Origin of the sequence: Rubripirellula reticaptiva (assembly GCF_007860175.1) — a bacterium.
In the GTDB taxonomy this organism is placed as follows: domain Bacteria; phylum Planctomycetota; class Planctomycetia; order Pirellulales; family Pirellulaceae; genus Rubripirellula; species Rubripirellula reticaptiva.
In genome coordinates this window covers 1,515,875-1,534,417 of sequence record NZ_SJPX01000002.1, presented here as the reverse complement: position 1 = coordinate 1,534,417, position 18,543 = coordinate 1,515,875, and the positions used below count along the sequence as shown (strand labels likewise).

Here is an 18,543-nt window from a genome sequence, read left to right as displayed (position 1 = left end):
GTATGAATACCGAGTCCCTTTTTCAACGATTTCACGACCGTTCCGGTCAATCGCCCGAACAGCCGCTGGATCCCGATTCCTTGATTGGTTTTTTTCAGGCGTTTCGTCCCGATGGGCGTGCGCTTGTTGATCTGTATGACGGCCTCGAAGTGGGCGAATTCGACGTCACTGCGGCTCTTGCCCAGCGTTTGGAATCGCTGTTCAAATTCGCTGGCGACGATCGACGGCCGAAGGGAGGACGTGACGCTTATTTTGTGGTCCGAAATCCACGGCCGCTGGATCCTGAGCAGGCGGAAGCTTGGACCCAGGACTGGCTCTCGAGTGTCCGAGATTTGGCGATTTCCGTCGGCGATTTAGAGCTCGTCGAATCGCTCGATCCAACTCCCGCGGTTCGAGTGCTCGAAGGCATACCGCCGAAGCATCCCAAAAAAGATGACGAAAAATCGGGGCTGCTGAAGGCCATCCAGCAGAATCTGCCGATGCTGGTGGAACAGCTTGACGTCGGTCCGTTCCCCGCTGTTTTGCGGCCCGCTTACTACTTCATCGCGTGTGATGCGATCCTTCGTGACTATTTGATGTGGCCGCTGTACGCCAGCGCGGCTGGTCTCGCGGATCCGTTCGAACCGTACTTCCAATTGTGGAGCCACGGTGTCAAGTATCGCATTTTTGAAGACGGCAAGATCGACGTTTATCTGCCACGTCAGAACTAGCGACATTGCTGTGGCGTCTTCCACTGAACCGCTCATTCACCGGACGGAAATAGGTTTTGTCGAATCGAGCCGCAGATTCATTGCCCGCAGGTCCTGCTAAGTTTGGCATGTTCGCGGGTGTGTTCACGCCCTGTACGCTGACGATCCTTGGCGTGATCATGTTCCTGAGGTTCGGCCAAGTGGTTGGCCAATCGGGGATCATCAACGCGGTGCTGATCGTTTTGGCGGCCAAAGCGATCACGACGTTAACCACGTTGTCGCTTTCGGCAATCGCCACCAATACGCGTGTCAAAGGCGGCGGCGCGTACTATCTGATCAGCCGCTCGTTGGGGGTTGAGTTTGGCGGCGCGATTGGGATTCTGTTTTTCTCGGCCCAAGCGATTTCGGTGGCGATGTACATCATCGGTTTCACCGAAGCGTTTGCCGAAACGTTCCCTCAGTGGTCTGGCCATTTCATTGCGATCGCAAGCACGGTTAACCTGATTACCTTCGTTTGCGTTTACATCGGCGCCGGATGGACGATCAAAGTCCAGTACTTCATTCTGGCGATTCTGGTCGCCGCGTTAGGTTCGTTTTACGCGGGCGCGATTGCTGATTTTAATCCTGTCTATCTGCAGGAAAACCTGACTTCGCATTACATCGGCGGTGAAAATTGGTTCACGATGTTTGCACTGTTTTTTCCCGCGGTGACCGGAATCATGGCGGGCGCCAACATGTCTGGCGATTTGGCTAATCCGTCCAAGTCGATCCCACGCGGCACGTTGTTGGCGATCGCCGTGACAGCGATTGTCTATCTTTCACAAGCTTTCTTGCTTGGATGTGCTCGTCCGGCTGATGAACTGATCAACAATACCATGGTGATTCGTGATCTGTCGATTTGGCCGATTGCGATCACGGCAGGTGTTTTTGCAGCCACGTTGTCGTCGGCGCTCGGCAGCATGATGGGGGCACCGCGAATCTTGCAAGCGTTCGCACGTGATGAAATCTTTAGCTCGCTAAGCTTTTTTGGAGCTGGCAGCGGGCTTACGAATGAACCGCGCCGAGCGACGGTGTTGACGTTTGCGATCGCGCAGATCTGCATCGTTCTTGGTGACTTGAACGCGATTGCGCCGATCATCACGATGTTCTTCATGATCACTTATGGTTTGTTGAACTTGGCAACGTTTTATGAAGCCATCACAAAGAACCCTAGTTATCGGCCGACGTTCAGGTTCAGCCACTGGCTGACGTCGCTAGCAGGAACGATCGGCTGTTTAGGCGTGATGTTCTTGGTCAATTGGAAGTGGGCCACCGCTTCGATTCTGTTCATTGGCGGATTGCACTGGTTTATCCGGTCGCGCGAAATCGAGGCCCGCTGGGGTGACCTGCAAAGTGGCGTGATCTTTGAACGTGCCCGTAAATCGTTGTTGCGTTTGGAAACCGAAGCCTATCATCCGAAAAACTGGCGTCCCATCATCATGGCGCTCAGCGGGACGGGTTGGACGCGCAGTCACATTCCCATTTATGGTCACTGGTTGACGTCGGGGCATGGCATGATGACGCTTGCTCATGTCATTTCGGGCGACATCGAAGATCATGCCGAGCTTCGAGACCGTTACGAAAAGGTGCTCCGCAACTTCATTGCCAAAGAACAACTCGAAGCCTTCCCGGCGGTGACTTGCAACGCGTTGCTGTCTGACGGCATCGAATCTCTAATGCAGTGTTCGGGGATCGGCGGCCTGCGCCCCAATACAGTCTTGCTGGGCTGGCCGCGCGATGAATCGAAAGCCGAAGCGTTTGGTGCGAATATTCGTTTGATCGCGCGGATGAACCGCAGCATCCTGACGATGCGTTTTCTTTCGCATCGTGGTGACGAAGCGTTAGCAGGATCGGACGACAACAGTAATGTCGACGAGCACTGGAAGATTCCTGCCGGCACGATTGACGTTTGGTGGCGTGGTATGGAAAACGGCGCTCTGATGATGTTGCTGGCACACCTTTTGAATCGTAATTCGGGATGGCGTGACAACCCGATTCGGTTGATGCGGGTTGTTGAAAACGAGGAGGCCAAAGAGGAAGTCCGCAAGCACTTGGTTGAACTTGGCGCGTCTTCGCGTATCAAAGTCATCCCCGAGGTCGTGGTGTCCAACCGGCCTGCATCCGAGGTGATCGCCCAGGCATCAGCATCTGCGGCGATCGTCTTGCTGGGTTTCCAGACTCCCGACGAAGGCAAAGAAATGGAGCTTTACCGGCGAATGGAAGAACTCGCCGGTGACTTGCCGCGTCTGTTGTTCGTCGACAGTGCCGGTGGGATGGCACTTGAATAGGCGAGTGATGCTCGCTGACTGCTCAACCTAGACGTGCGAGCTTTCGCGGATCAGTTGCTGGTCAACCTCGTTGCTGACAATGACGCCGTAATTGATCGCGCCCAACCAGCCGCTCATGATGATGCCAACGCTGCCGGCGTGGTACATGCCGCCGACTTGCGATGGCAGTTCGCGGCTGACCCCCAGACCTTCAAATTTGGTTCCGAAACTGGCACCCGATTCGTGGCGAGTATAGTGCTGAAATGTTCGCGGCGTGGCGGCTTCGGCGCGGTCGATTTTGTTGCGGATGCCGGGGATGTATTTTTCGAGCGCATCGATGGTCGTTTCGACCAAGTCGGCTTTGCTGGCTTGGTAATCGGTTTCGTTCAAATCGGCCCAGTCCGACCAGTTTGCGTTGGTGCTGCTGACGATTGCGTAACGTTCTTTCTTGGTGGGCCGTGTTCGTGGGTAATAGAAACTAAACGTGCGGCTGGTGATGTCACGGCTAAGCAGCAGGTCGGTGCGAAATTCTTTTGACGTGCTGGTGAAGAACAGGTCACCGCTGGATTCGTCGATTTCTTCTCCTGCCTTTAGCGCCATATAGACCTGGGTGCTACTGTTATTCAGCCTTACGGCTTCGGTCTTTTCGACAAATGATTTGTCCAGTGCATCCGGGCCGATCATCTTCAGCACCGTCGTGCGCAGGTTTGCGTTGCTGACCACGGCGCGGCATTTGATTTTGCGACCGTTGGTTTCAACGGCCGCAACGTGGCCATTTTCGACGTGGATTTGGTCAACGCCGCAATTGATTCGGATGTCGACGTTGTTGGACAGTAGTTCCTTCTTCATTCGGGCGACCAAGTCGTCGGTTCCGCCTTCGTAGATGAAGACACCCTTGCTCATGAAGTTGCTGAACACGATGCCGTAGGTGATCGCGGGGTCTTCCAGCGTCGATCCGTTGGCATACGTGATCGGTTCCATCAGCAGTCTTACCACGTCGTCGCGACCGGGAAAGAACTTGTCGAACAATTGTCGCGTCGTCAGCGCCTGATCGTCATAGAAGTTCATGCTGCGGGCGGTGTCGAAAAAATCGGATACCGTTTGGTGTTCGATGCCGAACTTCGTCGTCAAAAGCTTTGTGAAGTCTTCGCGATTGAACGTGGTGGTCAGCGAGAACTGGGGATTGTCGAACCGAATGTTTTTCAGTTGCACGATTCGGTCGGAAATGTCTTTGTTCCAGTACCTGCGACATGACTTGATCATGCCGTGCGGAAACCCGTGAAGCGAGATATCGAAGGTGTGTCCGCCGGGACGCAAAAACCAAGTCGCTAGTCCGCCGAGCTTATAGTGTTGTTCAAGCAGTAAGACGCGGTGACCGGCGCGGCCGAGGATGTTGGCCGAAGTCATTCCGGCAAGCCCGCTGCCGATCACGACGACGTCATACTCGTCGGCGGCACCTTTCAAAAAATCGCGTGACATGAAAACTCAAAGGGAAAGTAATATGGATTGAGTAGTTTGCCAGATCGTCCAGCCTGGTGGCAGCGACCGGGCCTGGGAGTGGCCAGCCAACACCGTACAACAACCGGCTCCGCTCGCCGACCAGCCATCTTTTGACGGCGGACGGCAATGCTCGCTGCCGGCCTGTTCGGGTTGATTTTGGGTGGGGAATTCGGTTTTCTGACCTGTGGCGGAAAGATGTCCGCTTGCGTCATGGGGCAATTGTATCGAAGTTGTCCAGGATGATTGCACCGAAGGGATGATTGCACGAAGGGCCGCATCTCTAGGACAGGGCCAAGTTTTCGTGGTTTCGTGTCTGTGTGCAGGCAATTCCCCATCACTGCAAGCTGATTTTTCAACGTGAACGAACTTTCGATCCTATGGGACGGCGGTCATTTGATCGCCGTCGACAAGCCGCCCGGCCTTTCGACTCAGGCGCCGCCGGGGGGCGAGAGCTTGGAAAGTCAGTTGAAGGCCCAACTCGCCGATCGGGCCGAGTACTTTGCGATCATCCACCGACTGGACCGGCCGGTTGGCGGTGTGGTGCTGGTGGCCCTTCGAAAGAAGGAAGCTCGGTTGTTGTCGGACCAGTTTTCCAGCCGAAAGGTGATCAAACAGTACGCCGCGATCGTTCAGGGCAAGATCGCGCCGAGTGAATCGGACATCGTTTGGGTTGATCAAATCCGCAAGATCGCTGATCAGCCCAAAGCCGAAATTTGCTCGGGCGGTGACGAAGGCGCCAAAGAAGCAGAGACTCGAATCGATGTGGTCGGATATGACGCTGCGACCGACCGGACTCTCATCCGCATGTATCCCCACACCGGGCGAATGCATCAATTACGGATCCAGGCGGCCCATCGCGGGCATCCGATCGTTGGTGATGAATTGTACGGCGGAGCGAGTTCGGGCGATGGTTCGGAACAAGGAACTCTGTTGCTACGAGCCGAATCGATCGTATTTCACGATCCCAAAAACGGGAAACTGCGAACCGTCCGCGGACCCGCGTTGCCTTCAAGCGAAGCCTTCGGTTAACAAAATCGGCATGGTGTCCCCCCGTGACCGAAACGCTTCACGGCGCGTCATCGCCGTGCTACCAAAAAATGAGTCTGACCATGTTACGCCTCGGCGCAGTTTCTTACCTGAATACCAAGCCGCTGATTCACACGCTTGCCGAGCAACTGGGTTCGAAAGGAACTTTGTCGGTGGATTTGCCCAGCAGGCTAGCCAGCGACTTGGCAGCGGGCAGACTTGATGTGGCTCTAATTCCGTCGGTCGAGTACTTCCGCGGTCAGGGCTACCAGATCGTGTCCGACGCTGCGATCGGTTGCCGTGGCCCGGTTTGGAGCGTCCGGTTGCTCAGCCGCGTGCCGGTTCCAGAAATCCGCACCCTCGCGCTCGACGAAGGAAGTCGGACGAGTGCCGCGATGGTGCAGGTCTTGCTGCACGAAATGCATGGATTGCGACCCTCGACGGTACCCATGGAAATTGATCAAACGGTTGACGACGTGGACGCCGACGCGATTTTGATGATTGGTGACCGGGCGATGCATCCGGCCTCGGGCGTTTATCATGAGATCTGGGATCTCGGTGATCGATGGTGCCGATGGACAGAATTGCCCTTTGTGTTCGCAATGTGGGTGGCCCGTCCGGGCGTCGAAGTGACGGGGTTGAGCGAGATTTTGGAATCGAGTCGCGACGTTGGAATTGAGCACTTCGAGTCGATCGCCGCCGCACACGCCGCCACGCACGGGCTGACGAAAGAAGACCTGCACCGTTATTTTGCAGAGAACCTGCACTTTCAACTTGGACCGGGCGAGCGGCGGGGCCTGGAATCGTTCCGCCAGCGAGCGACCGCGATCGGATTGGTGCCCGATCTCAACGTAACCACAACCGCTTACAAAAGATCCCTTGGCAGCGACAACGATCATGATCTCCACTGACACGACCATTCGGCCCATCCTCGACAAAGCCCTCGCCGGCGAGCGATTGACGCTCGGGGATGGATTGGCGCTTTTGCAAAGCCACGATTTGGCGGCGATCGGCTCTGCGGCTGACCAGATTTCTCGCCGTATGCACCCCGAACCGTATCGGACTTACAACGTCGATCGGAACATCAACTACACCAATGTTTGTTCGGCGGTTTGTCATTTTTGCGCGTTTTATCGTGGGCCAAAGAGTGACGAAGGCTATGTGCTGTCGCGCGAAGAAGTCCTCAGTAAGGTCGAAGAAACAGTGGCCCTTGGTGGCAATCAGATTTTGATGCAGGGCGGACTGCATCCGAAATTTAAACTTGATTGGTATGAGGAACTGCTGCGCGACATCAAATCTTCGTTTCCTGAGGTCAATATTCACGGGTTCAGCCCACCCGAATTCCACCACTTCACGAAGGTCAACAAACTGTCGATCGAAGAAGTGCTGACCCGGTTGAAAGCCGCCGGCCTTGGCAGCATTCCAGGTGGCGGCGCGGAGATCTTGGTTGACCGTGTTCGCAATGTATTGACTCGCGGCAAAGTGATGTCGGACGACTGGCTCGGCGTGATGCGAGCGTGGCACAAACTGGGCGGCATCAGCACGGCGACGATGATGTTTGGCCACGTTGAAACGCTTGCCGAACGTGTCGAACATCTGCAGCGAGTGCGAGACCTGCAGGATGAAACCAACGGATTCACGGCGTTCATTTGTTGGACATTCCAGCCCGACAATACCGACTTGTCGCACATTCCGCCGGTGGGATCATTCGAGTACTTGAAGACCTTGGCGGTGTCGCGGTTGTATTTGGATAACGTCCCCAGCATTCAAAGCAGTTGGGTCACCCAGGGGCTAAAGATCGGACAGCTCGCGATGCTGTTCGGCGCCAACGACATGGGCAGTTTGATGATCGAGGAGAACGTCGTCGCCGAAGCTGGCACGGTTCATTACCTGTCGCTCGACCAGATTCGCGCGGCGATCGAAGAACTCGGTTTCGAAGCTCGCCAGCGCGATGTGTTTTATAAGCTCGTGTCGCCCGACCTGGAACGCAAGGCGATCGAAGCGGCCCACAACCCACCGAAAGAATTGGTGCAGTTGTCGGTCTGATGCAATCTTAGTTCAGCTCGCATGATCCGGCCCCCATTGGGACCGGCATCATGACGTTTTCGGCAGCCACCAAACGGATGTTGCGACAGCGTGAAAGTTGGAACTGGCGAGGCTGTTCGCGACACAGGCATAGCCCCAAGAATCGGTAGCTGCCCATCAATCGGATTGGGCTGACAACGCGGTGCGTGCGGTTGCCCTTGGCATCTTCGTAATCCATTTCAATGACGTAATTTTCGCAGTCGTTCATCGCTTGTTGAAGAATTCGGTTCATTTGTTTTCCCCCCGGAAAATTGTTTCAAAAGTGTCTTGGTCTGACACTTTTAATATGCGTGACGTCCATGACACGTCTGGTCACGGATGGGGGAAAACGGCCAAATCTGCGATTTATGCGGGCAAATGGATGCGTTGAACTCGGTGATTGTTGCTGTCCAAAATGTGGACGCGGTCCTGCGAGTCGACAACGATGCCCCAGGGCTGGTTCAGCATCCCGGGCTCGAACCCAGGGCCGCCCCACATGGCGATCGGTTTTCCGTCGGGCGATAGACGTTGGACTCGGTTGTTCTTGTACTCGACCACCAGCAGGCTGCCGTCGCTAGCCAACGCCAAATCGTACGGATAATAGTACTGGCCCGGTTGGGTTCCCGGTCCACCCCAAACGTCGATCAGTCGCGGCGTTTCTTCGCTCAAATCGAATCGCTGAATGCGGTGGTTGCACGCGTCGGCCACCCACATCACGTCGTCGCGAATGATCAGGCTTTGCGGACGAACGAACGTGCCCGGCGTGTCGCCGGTGCCGCCCCACTGGGTCATGAATATTCCGTCGGGATCGAATTTCTGGATCCGATCTGACGCGTTGTATTCGCCGATGTAGACGCATCCCTGGCTGTCGCTGACCGCATCGGTAACAAATGCAAATTCACCCGGCAAATGGCCGGCGGTTCCACCGATTTGTTGGTCAGCAAGCAATTTGCCGTCGGGTGTGTAAGCCAACATTCGATAGTAATGAGTGTCAGCAACCAATAGTCGCGATTGTCCGCTAGGGCTAGCTGACGCCGGTTGGAATGACATTCCCGTCGGGCGTCCGTTGGCGGTTTTTGGGGTTTCCCAAAAACGCAGAAAGTTCCCGTCGGTGTCAAACACCTGGATCCGTCCGGTTGTGTCGACAATGTACAACTGGTCCGCGTCGTCGATCGTGATCGCGCGGGGTTTTAAGAACCTGCCCGAACTTAAACCGCGGCGTCCCCAGACCAGATCGGGCACGTCGCTATCGGTGACGGGAACACACCCGGATGTTCCGGCTAGCGAAATTGCGGCGATTCCGGTCGAGGCCATTTCGAGGGACTGACGTACGAAATGTCTGCGATTGACGGGCTCGAACGTGATTCGAGTCGACGTAGGGGGGGGCATCAAGTTGCTGGCCGACTTGTGAAGGCGATTGCGAGAGAATTACAATGATTCTTGCCTTTGAATTTTACCCGATGGTTGGCCGTAAGGTCAGAATCCTTTTTCGATGTCAATAATCCTGGACCTCCGAGCGACGGATGACCCGCGCGACATCGTTCATCGGTCGGTTCAAGCTCTCGTCGAGGGCGAGGTTGTCGGAGTCCCAACTGATACGGTTTACGGACTTGCAGCCAGCGCCCTGTCCGAGCGTGCGGTCGAGCGGCTTTGCGAGATCAAGGGCCGAGCCAATTGGATGCCGATCGCGATTTCTGTGGGCAGTCGCGAGTCAGCCGAGGATTTCTACTGCGGCACCAGCCCGCTTGCGCGGCGGTTAGCGTCGCGATGCTGGCCGGGGCCGTTGACGCTGGTGATTCCCTGCAATTCACCCCATTCGGCGGTGACTCAGCTACCCCAAGGGGTTCAGGATCGCATTCGGGGTGAGTTTGGCTGTGTCGGTTTTCGGGTCGTTAATCACCGCGTGATCACGCATATTCACCGTTTTTTGTCGGCTCCTTTGTTGTTGACTAGCGCCAATCTGACTGGTCAACCTGTCGCTACCACGGCGGATCAAGTTCAGCAGCAACTCGGAGATTTAATTCCACTGCTGCTCGACGACGGTCCAACCCGTTATGGTGGAGCTTCAACGGTCGCCCGCGTTCAGGGCAATCAAATGGAAATCCTTCGCGAGGGCGTCATCGAACGAGCCGCCATGAATCAATTCGTTAAACCAGTGATCGCTCTGGTCTGTACCGGAAATACGTGCCGCAGCCCGATGGCAGAAACATTGCTGCGCGACCAAATGAGCAAGAAATATGGCTGTGAAGACGCTGTGCGGGTCTTGTCGGCCGGCGTCGCGGCCAATCCCGGTTGCGGTGCCACGCCCCAAGCGATCGAGGTGATGGGCAACCGTGGACTGGATTTGACCGGGCATAGCAGTCGGACGCTCGATGAATCGGTGATGGGAGTTGCTGACCTGGTGCTGACGATGACGCGAGGCCACCGTGCAGCGATCTTGGCGGCATGGCCAGGATTGCACGATCGAGTCTTCACGCTGCGACGTGATGGGGGCGACATCGGGGATCCGGTCGGGATGCCTGTGGACGTCTATGAAGCCTGTGCTGACCAGATCGAAGGTGAACTGCAAGCGTGGGCGGAAGCTTTGGGCGACGATTTTTTCCCTCAAGCGATTGGCTCGAGCGATCCCGAATCCGATTCAACAACTGACCAGGCATAAAGATGGAGGGCGTCGTGTTAAAAATTGCAATCGGCAGCGACCACCGCGGCGTCAAAATTAAAGACCGCTTGGTTCAGAATCTGACTGCGGCAGGTTTTCCGGTCATCGACGTGGGAACCCACGGCGATGCCGCTGTGGACTATCCCGACATTGCCCAGGCCGTTGCCCAGCAAGTCAGTCATGGCGACGTTGATCGAGGTATTTTGATTTGCGGCACGGGGATCGGTATGTCGATCGCCGCAAACAAGTTTGCCGGCGTCCGCGCCGCGTCGTGCTATGACGAAGTCATGGTCGAAATTAGTCGCCGGCACAACGACGTTAACATCCTGTGCTTACCAGGTGACATGATCGGTGATCGCCCAATCGACGATCTGATTCGAATGTGGTTGAACACCGAATTCGATGGTGGCCGGCACGCTGTTCGAATCCAGAAAATTGGCAACATCGAACAGGGCTCCAAGCCCGTTGTCCCTGTCGACGCGGTTAGTCCTCCATCGTCATGACGGCCGAGATGACAAATTGGTCAACGTTAATCGGCCACGACAAAGCCCAACGTTGGTTCGCCGCTGCGATCAAGCAAAACCGTCTTGGCGGCAGCTTCTTGCTGGTAGGATCACCGGGGATCGGCAAGCGAACGGTAGCCAACGTGCTGGCTAGAACACTGCTGTGCCAGCGGTCCGACCCACGCCTAATGTCACCCTGCGGTGTTTGCCCGTCGTGCTTGCAGGTCAACGCGGGCACGCACCCAGACGTGGTCAGGGTCTGCAAGCCAGATGACAAGAGTTTGATTCCGGTCGAACTGTTGATCGGTTCACGCGAGAATCGGATGCAAGAAGGTTTTTGCCGCGACATTCGGCTGCGTCCGATGGTTGGCAAACGCAAAGTTGCGATTCTCGAGGATGCTGATTTCTTGAATGAAGAAGGCGCGAATTGCCTTTTGAAGACGCTCGAAGAACCCCCGTCCGGTGCTGTCGTGATGCTGGTCGGCACCAGCGAACAGCGTCAATTGCCGACGATTCGGTCACGCTGTCAAATTCTTCGGCTCGGTCCACTATCGAACCAGGATGCTGCGAAACTGCTGCGCCAGGTTCACGGCGTCGAGGCCAGCGATGAAGCGATTGAAAACGCAATGGATGTCGCCGGCGGTGATGTCGAAGTCGCCTTGAGATTACTCAGTGGCGAATCCGACAGCCTGCGCAGCGCGCTGGCTGGGCAACTGGATGCGGACTACCCAGACCCCGCCACTTTGGCGCGGATCATCACGACTCACGTCGACGGTGTTGGCAAAGATGCAGGCAAGCGTCGTGGTGCAATGCGAGACGTCTTTGCCATGTCGGTCCAGCATTTTCGCCGGAAAATGAGATCTGGTGCCCACCAAAACACGGTCTCGCCGATCATACTGGCTCGCGTGGACCGATCCGTCCGCGCCCTCCGCGAAGTCGATCGTAGCGCTAATCAGGCGACATTGATCGAGTGCTTTGCCGCTGACATTGCCGCCGGTGTGACGGGTGATCGCGGCGAAATCGGTTGATCGACAAGCTCTGTTTCTCTCTCTTACGGAATTGTTCTATGAAACGTGTTTCCCGCTGCGCGGCTCTTGTGTGTCTGTCTAGTGCCACGTTTGTTTCGTCGTTGCATGCTGATACGCCGGAGTCCAAGGTCTTGTTTTCAGACGACTTTGAGCGTACCGAATCGAAGCCAGAACTCGAAGAAGTCGGCAATGGCTGGGGGACCAACAGTAAGAGTCGCGCCAAAGGAAACAAGCAAGTCGATTTGGTCGATGGCGCAATTTTTATCGTTAAGCATGCCGAAGCCGATCACGGTGTTTCAGTGACTCAAGATGTTGAGTTTCGCGATGCCACCATTTCACTGCGTTTTAAGATTGGGCCCAAGGATGATCTGGGCATCAACATCGCCGACATGAACGAGAAGTCTGTTCATGCGGGCCACATTTGCATGGCCAAAGTTCGGCTCAATCGCGTCGAAATGACGGACCTGAAAACTGGCCGAATGGATTTGGGAATCCGCACACGGCGGCTAGCCAATGAGACCACCGAAGCGGACAAGAAAGCGATCAAAGCAGACACGAAAACAGTGCCGGTTAAGCTAGACGCCGATGCGTGGCACCAGCTTTCCGTTGCGGTCGCTGGTGACACCATGACCGTCTCGATCGACGGGGCGAACGTCGGCCATTTTTCGTCGCCCGGCATCGGTCACCCGACCAAACGACGGTTGCGGTTGGCGGTCAACCGCGAAGCCCTGGTCGATGACGTGAAGATCACCACGCCGTAGCAATCAAGCCAAGGTTTGCTGTCTGAGTTTGGTCAGCAGTTCGATTGCTGCACCTATTTCGGCTTTCTGTCGCGCGGGGTCCTGAGGGATCTCGCGTTCAATCGTTAGTGGTCCTTCGTACCCAATTTCCCGGAGGGTTCGAAGGTACGATTCCATGTTGACGTCGCCCTGCCCCAGCGGCACTTCCTTGCCCCAAGTCACGCCGGGTTGGTCGCTCCAGGTGCCGTCTTTGCAATGGATGCTGCGGACGTGCTTGGCGACTTTTCGCAATGCTTCGATGGGTTCGCCGGTTCCATACAAAATCATGTTGGCCGGGTCGAAGTTGATCTTCAAGTTGGCTCGGTCGACATGATGAATGAACTCTAGCAGGCCGTCCGCCGTTTCTTGGCCGGTTTCCAAGTGCAGGAACTGGTCGTTCGCAGCGGCGTGGTCACAAAGGTCGCGAGTCACAGCGACGATGCCGTCGTAGCCATCGGCCGAAGGGCCTTCGGGGACAAAGCCAAGGTGCAGTGCGATCGCGTCGCAGCCGAGTGCTTTCGTGAAGTCGGAGATGTCTTTCATCTCCTGCAGTCGCGCTGGACGTGTTGATTCAGGGACCAAGCCGATCGTCTTCACAACCGTTGGGATGTCTGCATAGCTTTCGCCGTCAAACCCACCAAAAACCGCCGTGCAGCGAACGCCCATGTCGGCCAATTGGTCGGCAAGCGATTGCGCTGATGCCGTGTTTCGTTTGTCAGGATTGGGTGCATGGAGCTGTATCGTGGGAACTTTCAATTCCGAGATCACATTCCAAGCGACGCCGAGGCCGGCGTCGACCGAGGCAAATACACCAAGAGGCCAAGATTCCATCATTCAACCTTCGTTCCGCGTTCATTAAGGCGTTGTGTAGGCCAACTGCTGCTTTGCAAGGTTCGGCCTCGTATTGAAAAACTCCGACGCGCGTCGCATTGCGCCACGCGTTGAAGTAGTTTTAGAAAACATTGAAAGTGGGTCAAGAAACGCCCGATGGCCTCTCTTTTGTGCGATACATTTCTCGCCACGGCAATTGAATTCCGCCGTCGATGGTCAATGTGCTGCCAGTAATGTACTGGCTGGCCGGATCGCAAAGGAACACCACGCCACGGCCAATTTCTTCGGCAGCACCAAGTCGTCCGAGTGGCAGCTTTGCAGCTTCGGTTGCCAGCGTTTCTTCGGAAAAGAACTTTCGTTCGCCGGGAGTGTCCGTCCAGCCTGGGTGAATGATGTTGACGCGAATGCCGTGCTGGGCCAGTTCGCAGGCGGCGGTTTTTCCCATTTGGTCGTTCGCGGCTTTGGCCATGTTGTAGGCCATCGCGCCGGGGATCGCCATGTGAGCGTGGGGGCTGCTGATGACAACGATGTTGCCGCCGTTTTCTGCTTCGACCATCAATCTGGCGCTGCTTCGCACCAGATAAAACGCGCCCCACATGCTGATGTCGATCGTCTTGTGGAATTCATTCAAATCCGATTCCAGCATCAAGTGGCGATCGCTGTAAGCGGCATTGCTGACGACGATATCCAGTCCCCCCATCAAGTCTGCCGATTCGGCCACCAAACGCTCGACTTCGGATTGAATGCCAAGATCGGCCGCGATCATGTGAGCTTTTCCACCGACCGCTTCGCACTGGGCAACCACGTCTGCCGCTTCGTCCGGGTGGCTGCGAAAATTAATGATGACTTCGGCGCCTTGGGCAGCCAATTGCAGGGCAATTCCTCGCCCGATTCCTCGTGATGAACCGGTGACAATCGCCCGCTTTCCGTTCAATACCGTCATTGATGCCTCTTTTTCGCCCTCGAGATTTGGGAGTTCGTCACGTCGAAATTAGCGTACCTGCCCCATGTGCGTGGGTCGATTGCGGGCAACAAACGAAAATTTGAAGAAAATCTCTCAAATCCTGGTTCGGGTGATTGCTTTCTGTCACTCGTGAGAGAAAACTGTCAGCAGTCGAAAGTTGATGACCTAGGAGGTCCCCTGTGGCTGGCCAATTAACGAGCGAAACGCGTCGCGAGCGGCTGCGAGAGATGGTTCAAGCACGCGGTTTTGCATCGCTTGGCGAGCTGGCAGCGGCGCTAGAGGTTAGCGAATCGACGATCCGACGAGACTTAGAGCAGCTTGAAAAAGAGGGTCAGGCAAGGCGAACGCATGGCGGCGCATTTTGGACCGGTGAGCCGGACACGATGCAGATCTTCGAAAACCGACGCGACGATTCGTGGCCGGCCAAAGTGGCGATTGGCGAATTGGCCGCGGCGATGATCGAAGACCATGACACGATTTTGCTTGGCGGCGGAAGTACGACCTACGAGCTGGCACGTCACTTGGTGAATCGACCTCTGCAGGTCGTCACCAACAGCCTGCCGGTCGCCCACTTGTTATCGACCAGCGACTCCATTGATTTGGTGATGATTGGCGGATGCGTGCGGGGGCGAACGGCGGTCACGATTGGGCCGATGGCCGATTCGATGCTGCGAAGCATCAATGTTGGAAAAGTGTTTTTGTCGGTTGCAGGAATCACCGAACGTGGTTTCTTCAACAGCAACATGATGTTGGTCGAGAGCGAGAAGGCGATGCTAGAGTCGGCCGATCAAACGATTGTGGTCGCAGACAGCACCAAGTTCGGAAAGGTCAGCCTGAGTCGGTTGTGCGGATTACAGGAAGTAGACACGGTCGTATCCGACGAGGGCATTGAAAACAGTTGGAAAGAGCATCTTGAATTTGCGGACGTCAAACTAGTCTTGGCTTCCGCCTCGGAATCAAAAATCTAAGCGAGCAATTTTTAAAGGCTCATACAAAAATATGACTGCATCTACGATCGATCGAAGTGTAATCGAGCAGCTAGTCCGAAACGCGATTCGCCAATCCGGTGGTCCTGCGTCCACGCCTGTTGCGGCACGTGGCGCCGCGAACCCGCCTGGCTGGATCGATGGCAAGCCAAATTTGCGTGTCAGCATTTCAGCGCGCCACTGTCACTTGACCGACGAACATGTCGAGATTCTGTTTGGTGCCGGTTCGGTGCTCAAACCCGAAAAAGACCTCTATCAAGACGGCTTCTACGCCGCCGAACAAACCGTGATGGTTGTCGGTCCACGTCGGCGCATGCTCGGCAGCGTTCGCGTCCTAGGCCCCACTCGTCCATTCAGCCAAGTTGAATTGGCACTGACAGATTCGATCTCGCTGGGCATCGACGCACCCGTCCGCCACAGCGGCAAGATTGATGGCACGCCCGGATGCGTTCTGGTCGGACCGGCTGGCAGTGTGCAACTGACTCAAGGCGTCATTCGCGCCGCTCGTCACGTTCACATGAATTTTGCCGACTGCGATCATTACGGTGTTCAGAACGGTGACATGATGAAACTAAAAATTGTTAGCCCGGATTGCAGCGTCACCTTCGAAGACGTTTTGGTTCGCGCCGACGAAGCAGCCAAGTTGGAAGTCCACATCGACACCGATGAAGGCAACGCTTGCAACTTGGACACCGCAACCGAAGTGACTTTGAAAAAAGGCGGCTGCGGCTGCGAGAAAAAGTAAGTACCCGGTGAAAGGCGTTTGATGTTTGGGAGAGATCCTGCATCGGACGTTAGCCGAACCCTGCGTCCCAAGTCAGTGGTTTTAGATCAGTGACACTGGACCAGAGATTTTAGAACCTTGATATCTGATAACCGAGACCTCTTTCCCTTTCCAATAAGGCAGTTTTAACGATGGCAAAAGTTAGCGAAGCGCTCGGCATGATTGAAACCAAAGGCTTCATCGCCTTGGTCGAAGCATGTGACGCAATGATGAAAGCAGCAAACGTTCAATTCATGGGCTGGGACAAGGTCGGCAGCGGCTTGTGTAGCGCATTCGTGACCGGTGATGTCGCCGCGGTCAAAGCCGCAGTTGATGCGGGTGCTGCGGCTGCTGGACGCGTCGGCGAAGTTGCCAGCGTTCAGGTAATCGCTCGTCCCCACGAAGACGTGGCTTCCATTTTGAAGTTCCCTACCGCCAAAAAGTAGTCGCACCGTCGACTGCTGTGACCTATTTTTCCACTATCAACTCAGCGAAGAAGCTCTCTCATGAATGATGCAATCGGATTGATTGAAACCAAAGGTTTGTTGCCCCTGATCGAAGCGACCGACGCAATGGCCAAAGCCGCCAACGTCAAAATCGTCAAGCGAATTGACATCGGTGGCGCCTACGTGACGACCGTCGTCAGTGGTGATGTCGGCAGTGTTCGTGCTGCAGTCGAAGCGGGTGCCGCAGCTGCGGCACAAGTAGGTGAACTGGTTGGCAGCCACATCATCCCGCGTCCAGCCGAAGGCTTGGCTGCGGCATTGTTGTCGTAAAACGCGTGCTGTAGACGGCCTTGTCAAACGTTCGGCGGTGTCATGGTTGGCACCCAAACCGTAACGCAGAATTGCTCGGCCGCTGGCCTTTCGTCCTGTACCTTTCTCCAGCTGAAAAGTGTTAAGTCAGTGCTTGTTCTTGTAGCGAACCTAGGATCGACCAGCTTCAAGTATCGTTTGTTCGATATGTCCAACGGGCAATGTTTGGCTCGAGGTGCAGTCGATCGAATTGGCGAAGAAGTCAGTCACTGCGAGGTCGAAATCGGTGACTGGAAAGACGAACGTTCGATGTCGGTGCCAGACCATGGTTTGGCAGTGTCGGCTTGTTTGGAACAGTTGACCGATCCAGATCACGGTGCCCTAAAGGATGCATCGGAGATCGTAGCGATTGGATTCAAAGCGGTTCACGGTGGTCGATTGTCGGGTGTGTTCGTTGTGGATGACGATGTGCTTGCGGCAATGACGGAAATGAACGCTGCTGCACCGGCCCACAATCCACCCTACATCGCCGCAATGAAGTTGTTGCGAGAGCGGTTCCCTGATCTGCCGTTGGTGGCAGCCTTTGAAACCAACTTTCATCGCACGATTCCTTCGTCGCGACGGGAATACGCGATCCCGCGTGCTTGGGCGGACGGACTACATATTCGTCGATATGGCTTTCACGGCGCCTCGCACCGATTCATTGCCGGCCGCGTGGCCGAAGTGTTGGGACGCAGCGATGCACGCGTGATCTCTTGTCACCTTGGCGGCAGCAGTTCGTTGACCGCGATTGTTGGCGGTGAAAGTGTGATGACGACGATGGGCATGACGCCGCAAACCGGTTTGCCGCAGAACAATCGCGTCGGTGACTTTGATCCGTTCGCGTTGCCGTTGATTATCGAAAAAACTGGGTTAACACTCGACGAAGTGTTGGGGAAACTCGCCAGCGAAGGCGGCTTACTTGGGCTCAGTGATAAGAGTGGCGATATGCGAGATTTGGAACTCGCCGCTGCCAATGGCGACGAAAAATCACAACTCGCTCTGGATGTGTTTGTCGAAGAAGTTCGTCGTCACATGGGCGGAATGATTGTCGCGATGGGTGGGGTCGATGCCATCGTGTTCACCGGCGGAATCGGTGAAAAGGGCAAGGAAACGCGAGCTGCGATTGTGGCGGGCTTGGAAGAGCTTGGCATTGTCGCCGATGGCGAAGCCAACAAGAAGATCAAGGGTGAAGGTTCATTTCACGCTGGCGATAGCCGGACTGAATTGTGGGTGATCCCAACCAACGAAGAACTGGTCGTCGCCCGGCAATGTGTCGAGCTTTTGCAAGAAACCGATAAATCTGCTTAGGCACTCCCTCAATGTTCATTGCCAAAGTTACCGGTTCGGTTGTCGCGACGCAAAAAGTCGGATCCATGACCGGCCATAAATTGCTGGTCGTTGAACCCTACCGACTGGAAGACAAAAAACGTGCGTCAATGGTTTCGACCGGACGAACGTTCATTGCCGTCGACACACTCGGAAGCGGTGAAGGCGATTATGTGTTGGTGTGCCAAGGCAGCAGTGCTCGCCTGACACCGGAAACGAAAGAGCTACCTATCGATGCGGTCGTGATCGGCATCGTTGATAGCGTTCACATTGAAAAACGAAACGTCTACGACAGAAATGGAAGTTAGGTCTTCTTGACTTC

At 55.6% G+C, this 18,543-nt stretch carries 20 protein-coding genes; 15 read left to right on the top strand and 5 right to left on the bottom strand.

The genetic code is table 11. The features are described from left to right. Window positions 1-2 precede the first annotated feature (2 nt). On the top strand, window positions 3-710 hold the full coding sequence (locus Poly59_RS12020; protein WP_246151575.1) for an apolipoprotein acyltransferase: 708 nt from the start codon (window positions 3-5) through the stop codon (window positions 708-710). A 56-nt stretch (window positions 711-766) separates the two neighbouring features. Continuing rightward, window positions 767-3,016, top strand: a complete 2,250-nt coding sequence (locus tag Poly59_RS12015; protein ID WP_246151574.1) for an amino acid permease — start codon at window positions 767-769, stop codon at window positions 3,014-3,016. Window positions 3,017-3,043: 27 nt separating this feature from the next. Here the strand turns inward: Poly59_RS12015 and Poly59_RS12010 are convergent, their stop codons facing one another. Further along, window positions 3,044-4,474: a phytoene desaturase family protein gene (locus Poly59_RS12010; protein ID WP_146534246.1), complete on the bottom strand. Its 1,431-nt coding sequence runs from the start codon at window positions 4,472-4,474 to the stop codon at window positions 3,044-3,046. Window positions 4,475-4,852: 378 nt separating this feature from the next. Here Poly59_RS12010 and Poly59_RS12005 point away from each other — a divergent pair, with 378 nt between their 5' ends. The 3 genes from Poly59_RS12005 to mqnC all read left to right on the top strand — a co-directional run bounded on the left by Poly59_RS12005 (window position 4,853) and on the right by mqnC (window position 7,567). After that, window positions 4,853-5,524 carry an RluA family pseudouridine synthase gene (locus tag Poly59_RS12005; RefSeq protein ID WP_246151573.1) on the top strand — a complete coding sequence of 224 codons (672 nt, stop codon included), beginning with the start codon at window positions 4,853-4,855 and terminating at the stop codon, window positions 5,522-5,524. 80 nt (window positions 5,525-5,604) lie between these two features. Beyond that, complete coding sequence (locus Poly59_RS12000; RefSeq protein WP_146534245.1) at window positions 5,605-6,432, top strand: menaquinone biosynthetic enzyme MqnA/MqnD family protein; 828 nt, start codon at window positions 5,605-5,607, stop codon at window positions 6,430-6,432. Further along, window positions 6,419-7,567: a cyclic dehypoxanthinyl futalosine synthase gene (mqnC, locus tag Poly59_RS11995; RefSeq protein ID WP_146534244.1), complete on the top strand. Its 1,149-nt coding sequence runs from the start codon at window positions 6,419-6,421 to the stop codon at window positions 7,565-7,567. The genes Poly59_RS12000 and mqnC overlap by 14 nt, the downstream gene beginning before the upstream one ends. Window positions 7,568-7,574: 7 nt before the next feature. Here the strand turns inward: mqnC and Poly59_RS11990 are convergent, their stop codons facing one another. Together Poly59_RS11990 and Poly59_RS11985 are read right to left on the bottom strand one after the other, a co-directional pair. Then, window positions 7,575-7,838: a WYL domain-containing protein gene (locus Poly59_RS11990; RefSeq protein ID WP_246151572.1), complete on the bottom strand. Its 264-nt coding sequence runs from the start codon at window positions 7,836-7,838 to the stop codon at window positions 7,575-7,577. 113 nt (window positions 7,839-7,951) lie between these two features. Further along, window positions 7,952-8,899 carry an NHL repeat-containing protein gene (locus Poly59_RS11985; protein WP_146534243.1) on the bottom strand — a complete coding sequence of 316 codons (948 nt, stop codon included), beginning with the start codon at window positions 8,897-8,899 and terminating at the stop codon, window positions 7,952-7,954. A 178-nt stretch (window positions 8,900-9,077) separates the two neighbouring features. Between Poly59_RS11985 and Poly59_RS11980 the strand changes: the two genes are divergently transcribed. From Poly59_RS11980 to Poly59_RS11965, 4 genes are read left to right on the top strand one after another with little or no spacing between them, the layout of a single operon-like run. Then, on the top strand, window positions 9,078-10,244 hold the full coding sequence (locus tag Poly59_RS11980) for an L-threonylcarbamoyladenylate synthase (RefSeq protein ID WP_146534242.1): 1,167 nt from the start codon (window positions 9,078-9,080) through the stop codon (window positions 10,242-10,244). Window positions 10,245-10,246: 2 nt separating this feature from the next. Further along, window positions 10,247-10,747 (top strand): ribose 5-phosphate isomerase B, encoded by a 501-nt coding sequence (gene rpiB / locus Poly59_RS11975; RefSeq protein WP_146534241.1) that lies wholly within the window; start codon window positions 10,247-10,249, stop codon window positions 10,745-10,747. Between the two features lie 8 nt (window positions 10,748-10,755). Beyond that, window positions 10,756-11,775 carry a DNA polymerase III subunit gene (locus Poly59_RS11970; RefSeq protein WP_146534240.1) on the top strand — a complete coding sequence of 340 codons (1,020 nt, stop codon included), beginning with the start codon at window positions 10,756-10,758 and terminating at the stop codon, window positions 11,773-11,775. Between the two features lie 38 nt (window positions 11,776-11,813). Next, the gene (locus Poly59_RS11965; protein WP_146534239.1) at window positions 11,814-12,536 is read left to right on the top strand and encodes a family 16 glycoside hydrolase; all 723 of its coding nucleotides are present in this window, start codon (window positions 11,814-11,816) and stop codon (window positions 12,534-12,536) included. 3 nt (window positions 12,537-12,539) lie between these two features. On the opposite strand, the gene Poly59_RS11960 is transcribed toward Poly59_RS11965, so the two are convergent. Both Poly59_RS11960 and Poly59_RS11955 read right to left on the bottom strand, forming a co-directional pair. After that, window positions 12,540-13,385, bottom strand: a complete 846-nt coding sequence (locus Poly59_RS11960; RefSeq protein ID WP_146534494.1) for a sugar phosphate isomerase/epimerase family protein — start codon at window positions 13,383-13,385, stop codon at window positions 12,540-12,542. A gap of 142 nt (window positions 13,386-13,527) precedes the next feature. Then, window positions 13,528-14,328, bottom strand: a complete 801-nt coding sequence (locus Poly59_RS11955; RefSeq protein WP_146534238.1) for an SDR family NAD(P)-dependent oxidoreductase — start codon at window positions 14,326-14,328, stop codon at window positions 13,528-13,530. A 200-nt stretch (window positions 14,329-14,528) separates the two neighbouring features. On the opposite strand from Poly59_RS11955, the gene Poly59_RS11950 reads away from it, so the two are divergent. The 6 genes from Poly59_RS11950 (at window position 14,529) to Poly59_RS11925 (ending at window position 18,529) form a co-directional block, all read left to right on the top strand. Further along, window positions 14,529-15,317: a DeoR/GlpR family DNA-binding transcription regulator gene (locus tag Poly59_RS11950; protein ID WP_146534237.1), complete on the top strand. Its 789-nt coding sequence runs from the start codon at window positions 14,529-14,531 to the stop codon at window positions 15,315-15,317. 31 nt (window positions 15,318-15,348) lie between these two features. Then, window positions 15,349-16,080 (top strand): phosphate propanoyltransferase, encoded by a 732-nt coding sequence (pduL, locus tag Poly59_RS11945; RefSeq protein WP_146534236.1) that lies wholly within the window; start codon window positions 15,349-15,351, stop codon window positions 16,078-16,080. Between the two features lie 170 nt (window positions 16,081-16,250). Then, complete coding sequence (locus tag Poly59_RS11940; protein ID WP_146534235.1) at window positions 16,251-16,544, top strand: BMC domain-containing protein; 294 nt, start codon at window positions 16,251-16,253, stop codon at window positions 16,542-16,544. 60 nt (window positions 16,545-16,604) lie between these two features. After that, window positions 16,605-16,874, top strand: coding sequence for a BMC domain-containing protein (locus Poly59_RS11935; protein WP_146534234.1), 270 nt, complete (start codon window positions 16,605-16,607; stop codon window positions 16,872-16,874). Window positions 16,875-17,003: 129 nt separating this feature from the next. Beyond that, window positions 17,004-18,203, top strand: coding sequence for an acetate/propionate family kinase (locus tag Poly59_RS11930; RefSeq protein WP_146534233.1), 1,200 nt, complete (start codon window positions 17,004-17,006; stop codon window positions 18,201-18,203). 11 nt (window positions 18,204-18,214) lie between these two features. Continuing rightward, window positions 18,215-18,529, top strand: coding sequence for a EutN/CcmL family microcompartment protein (locus tag Poly59_RS11925; RefSeq protein ID WP_146534232.1), 315 nt, complete (start codon window positions 18,215-18,217; stop codon window positions 18,527-18,529). The last annotated feature ends 14 nt before the right edge of the window (window positions 18,530-18,543 follow it).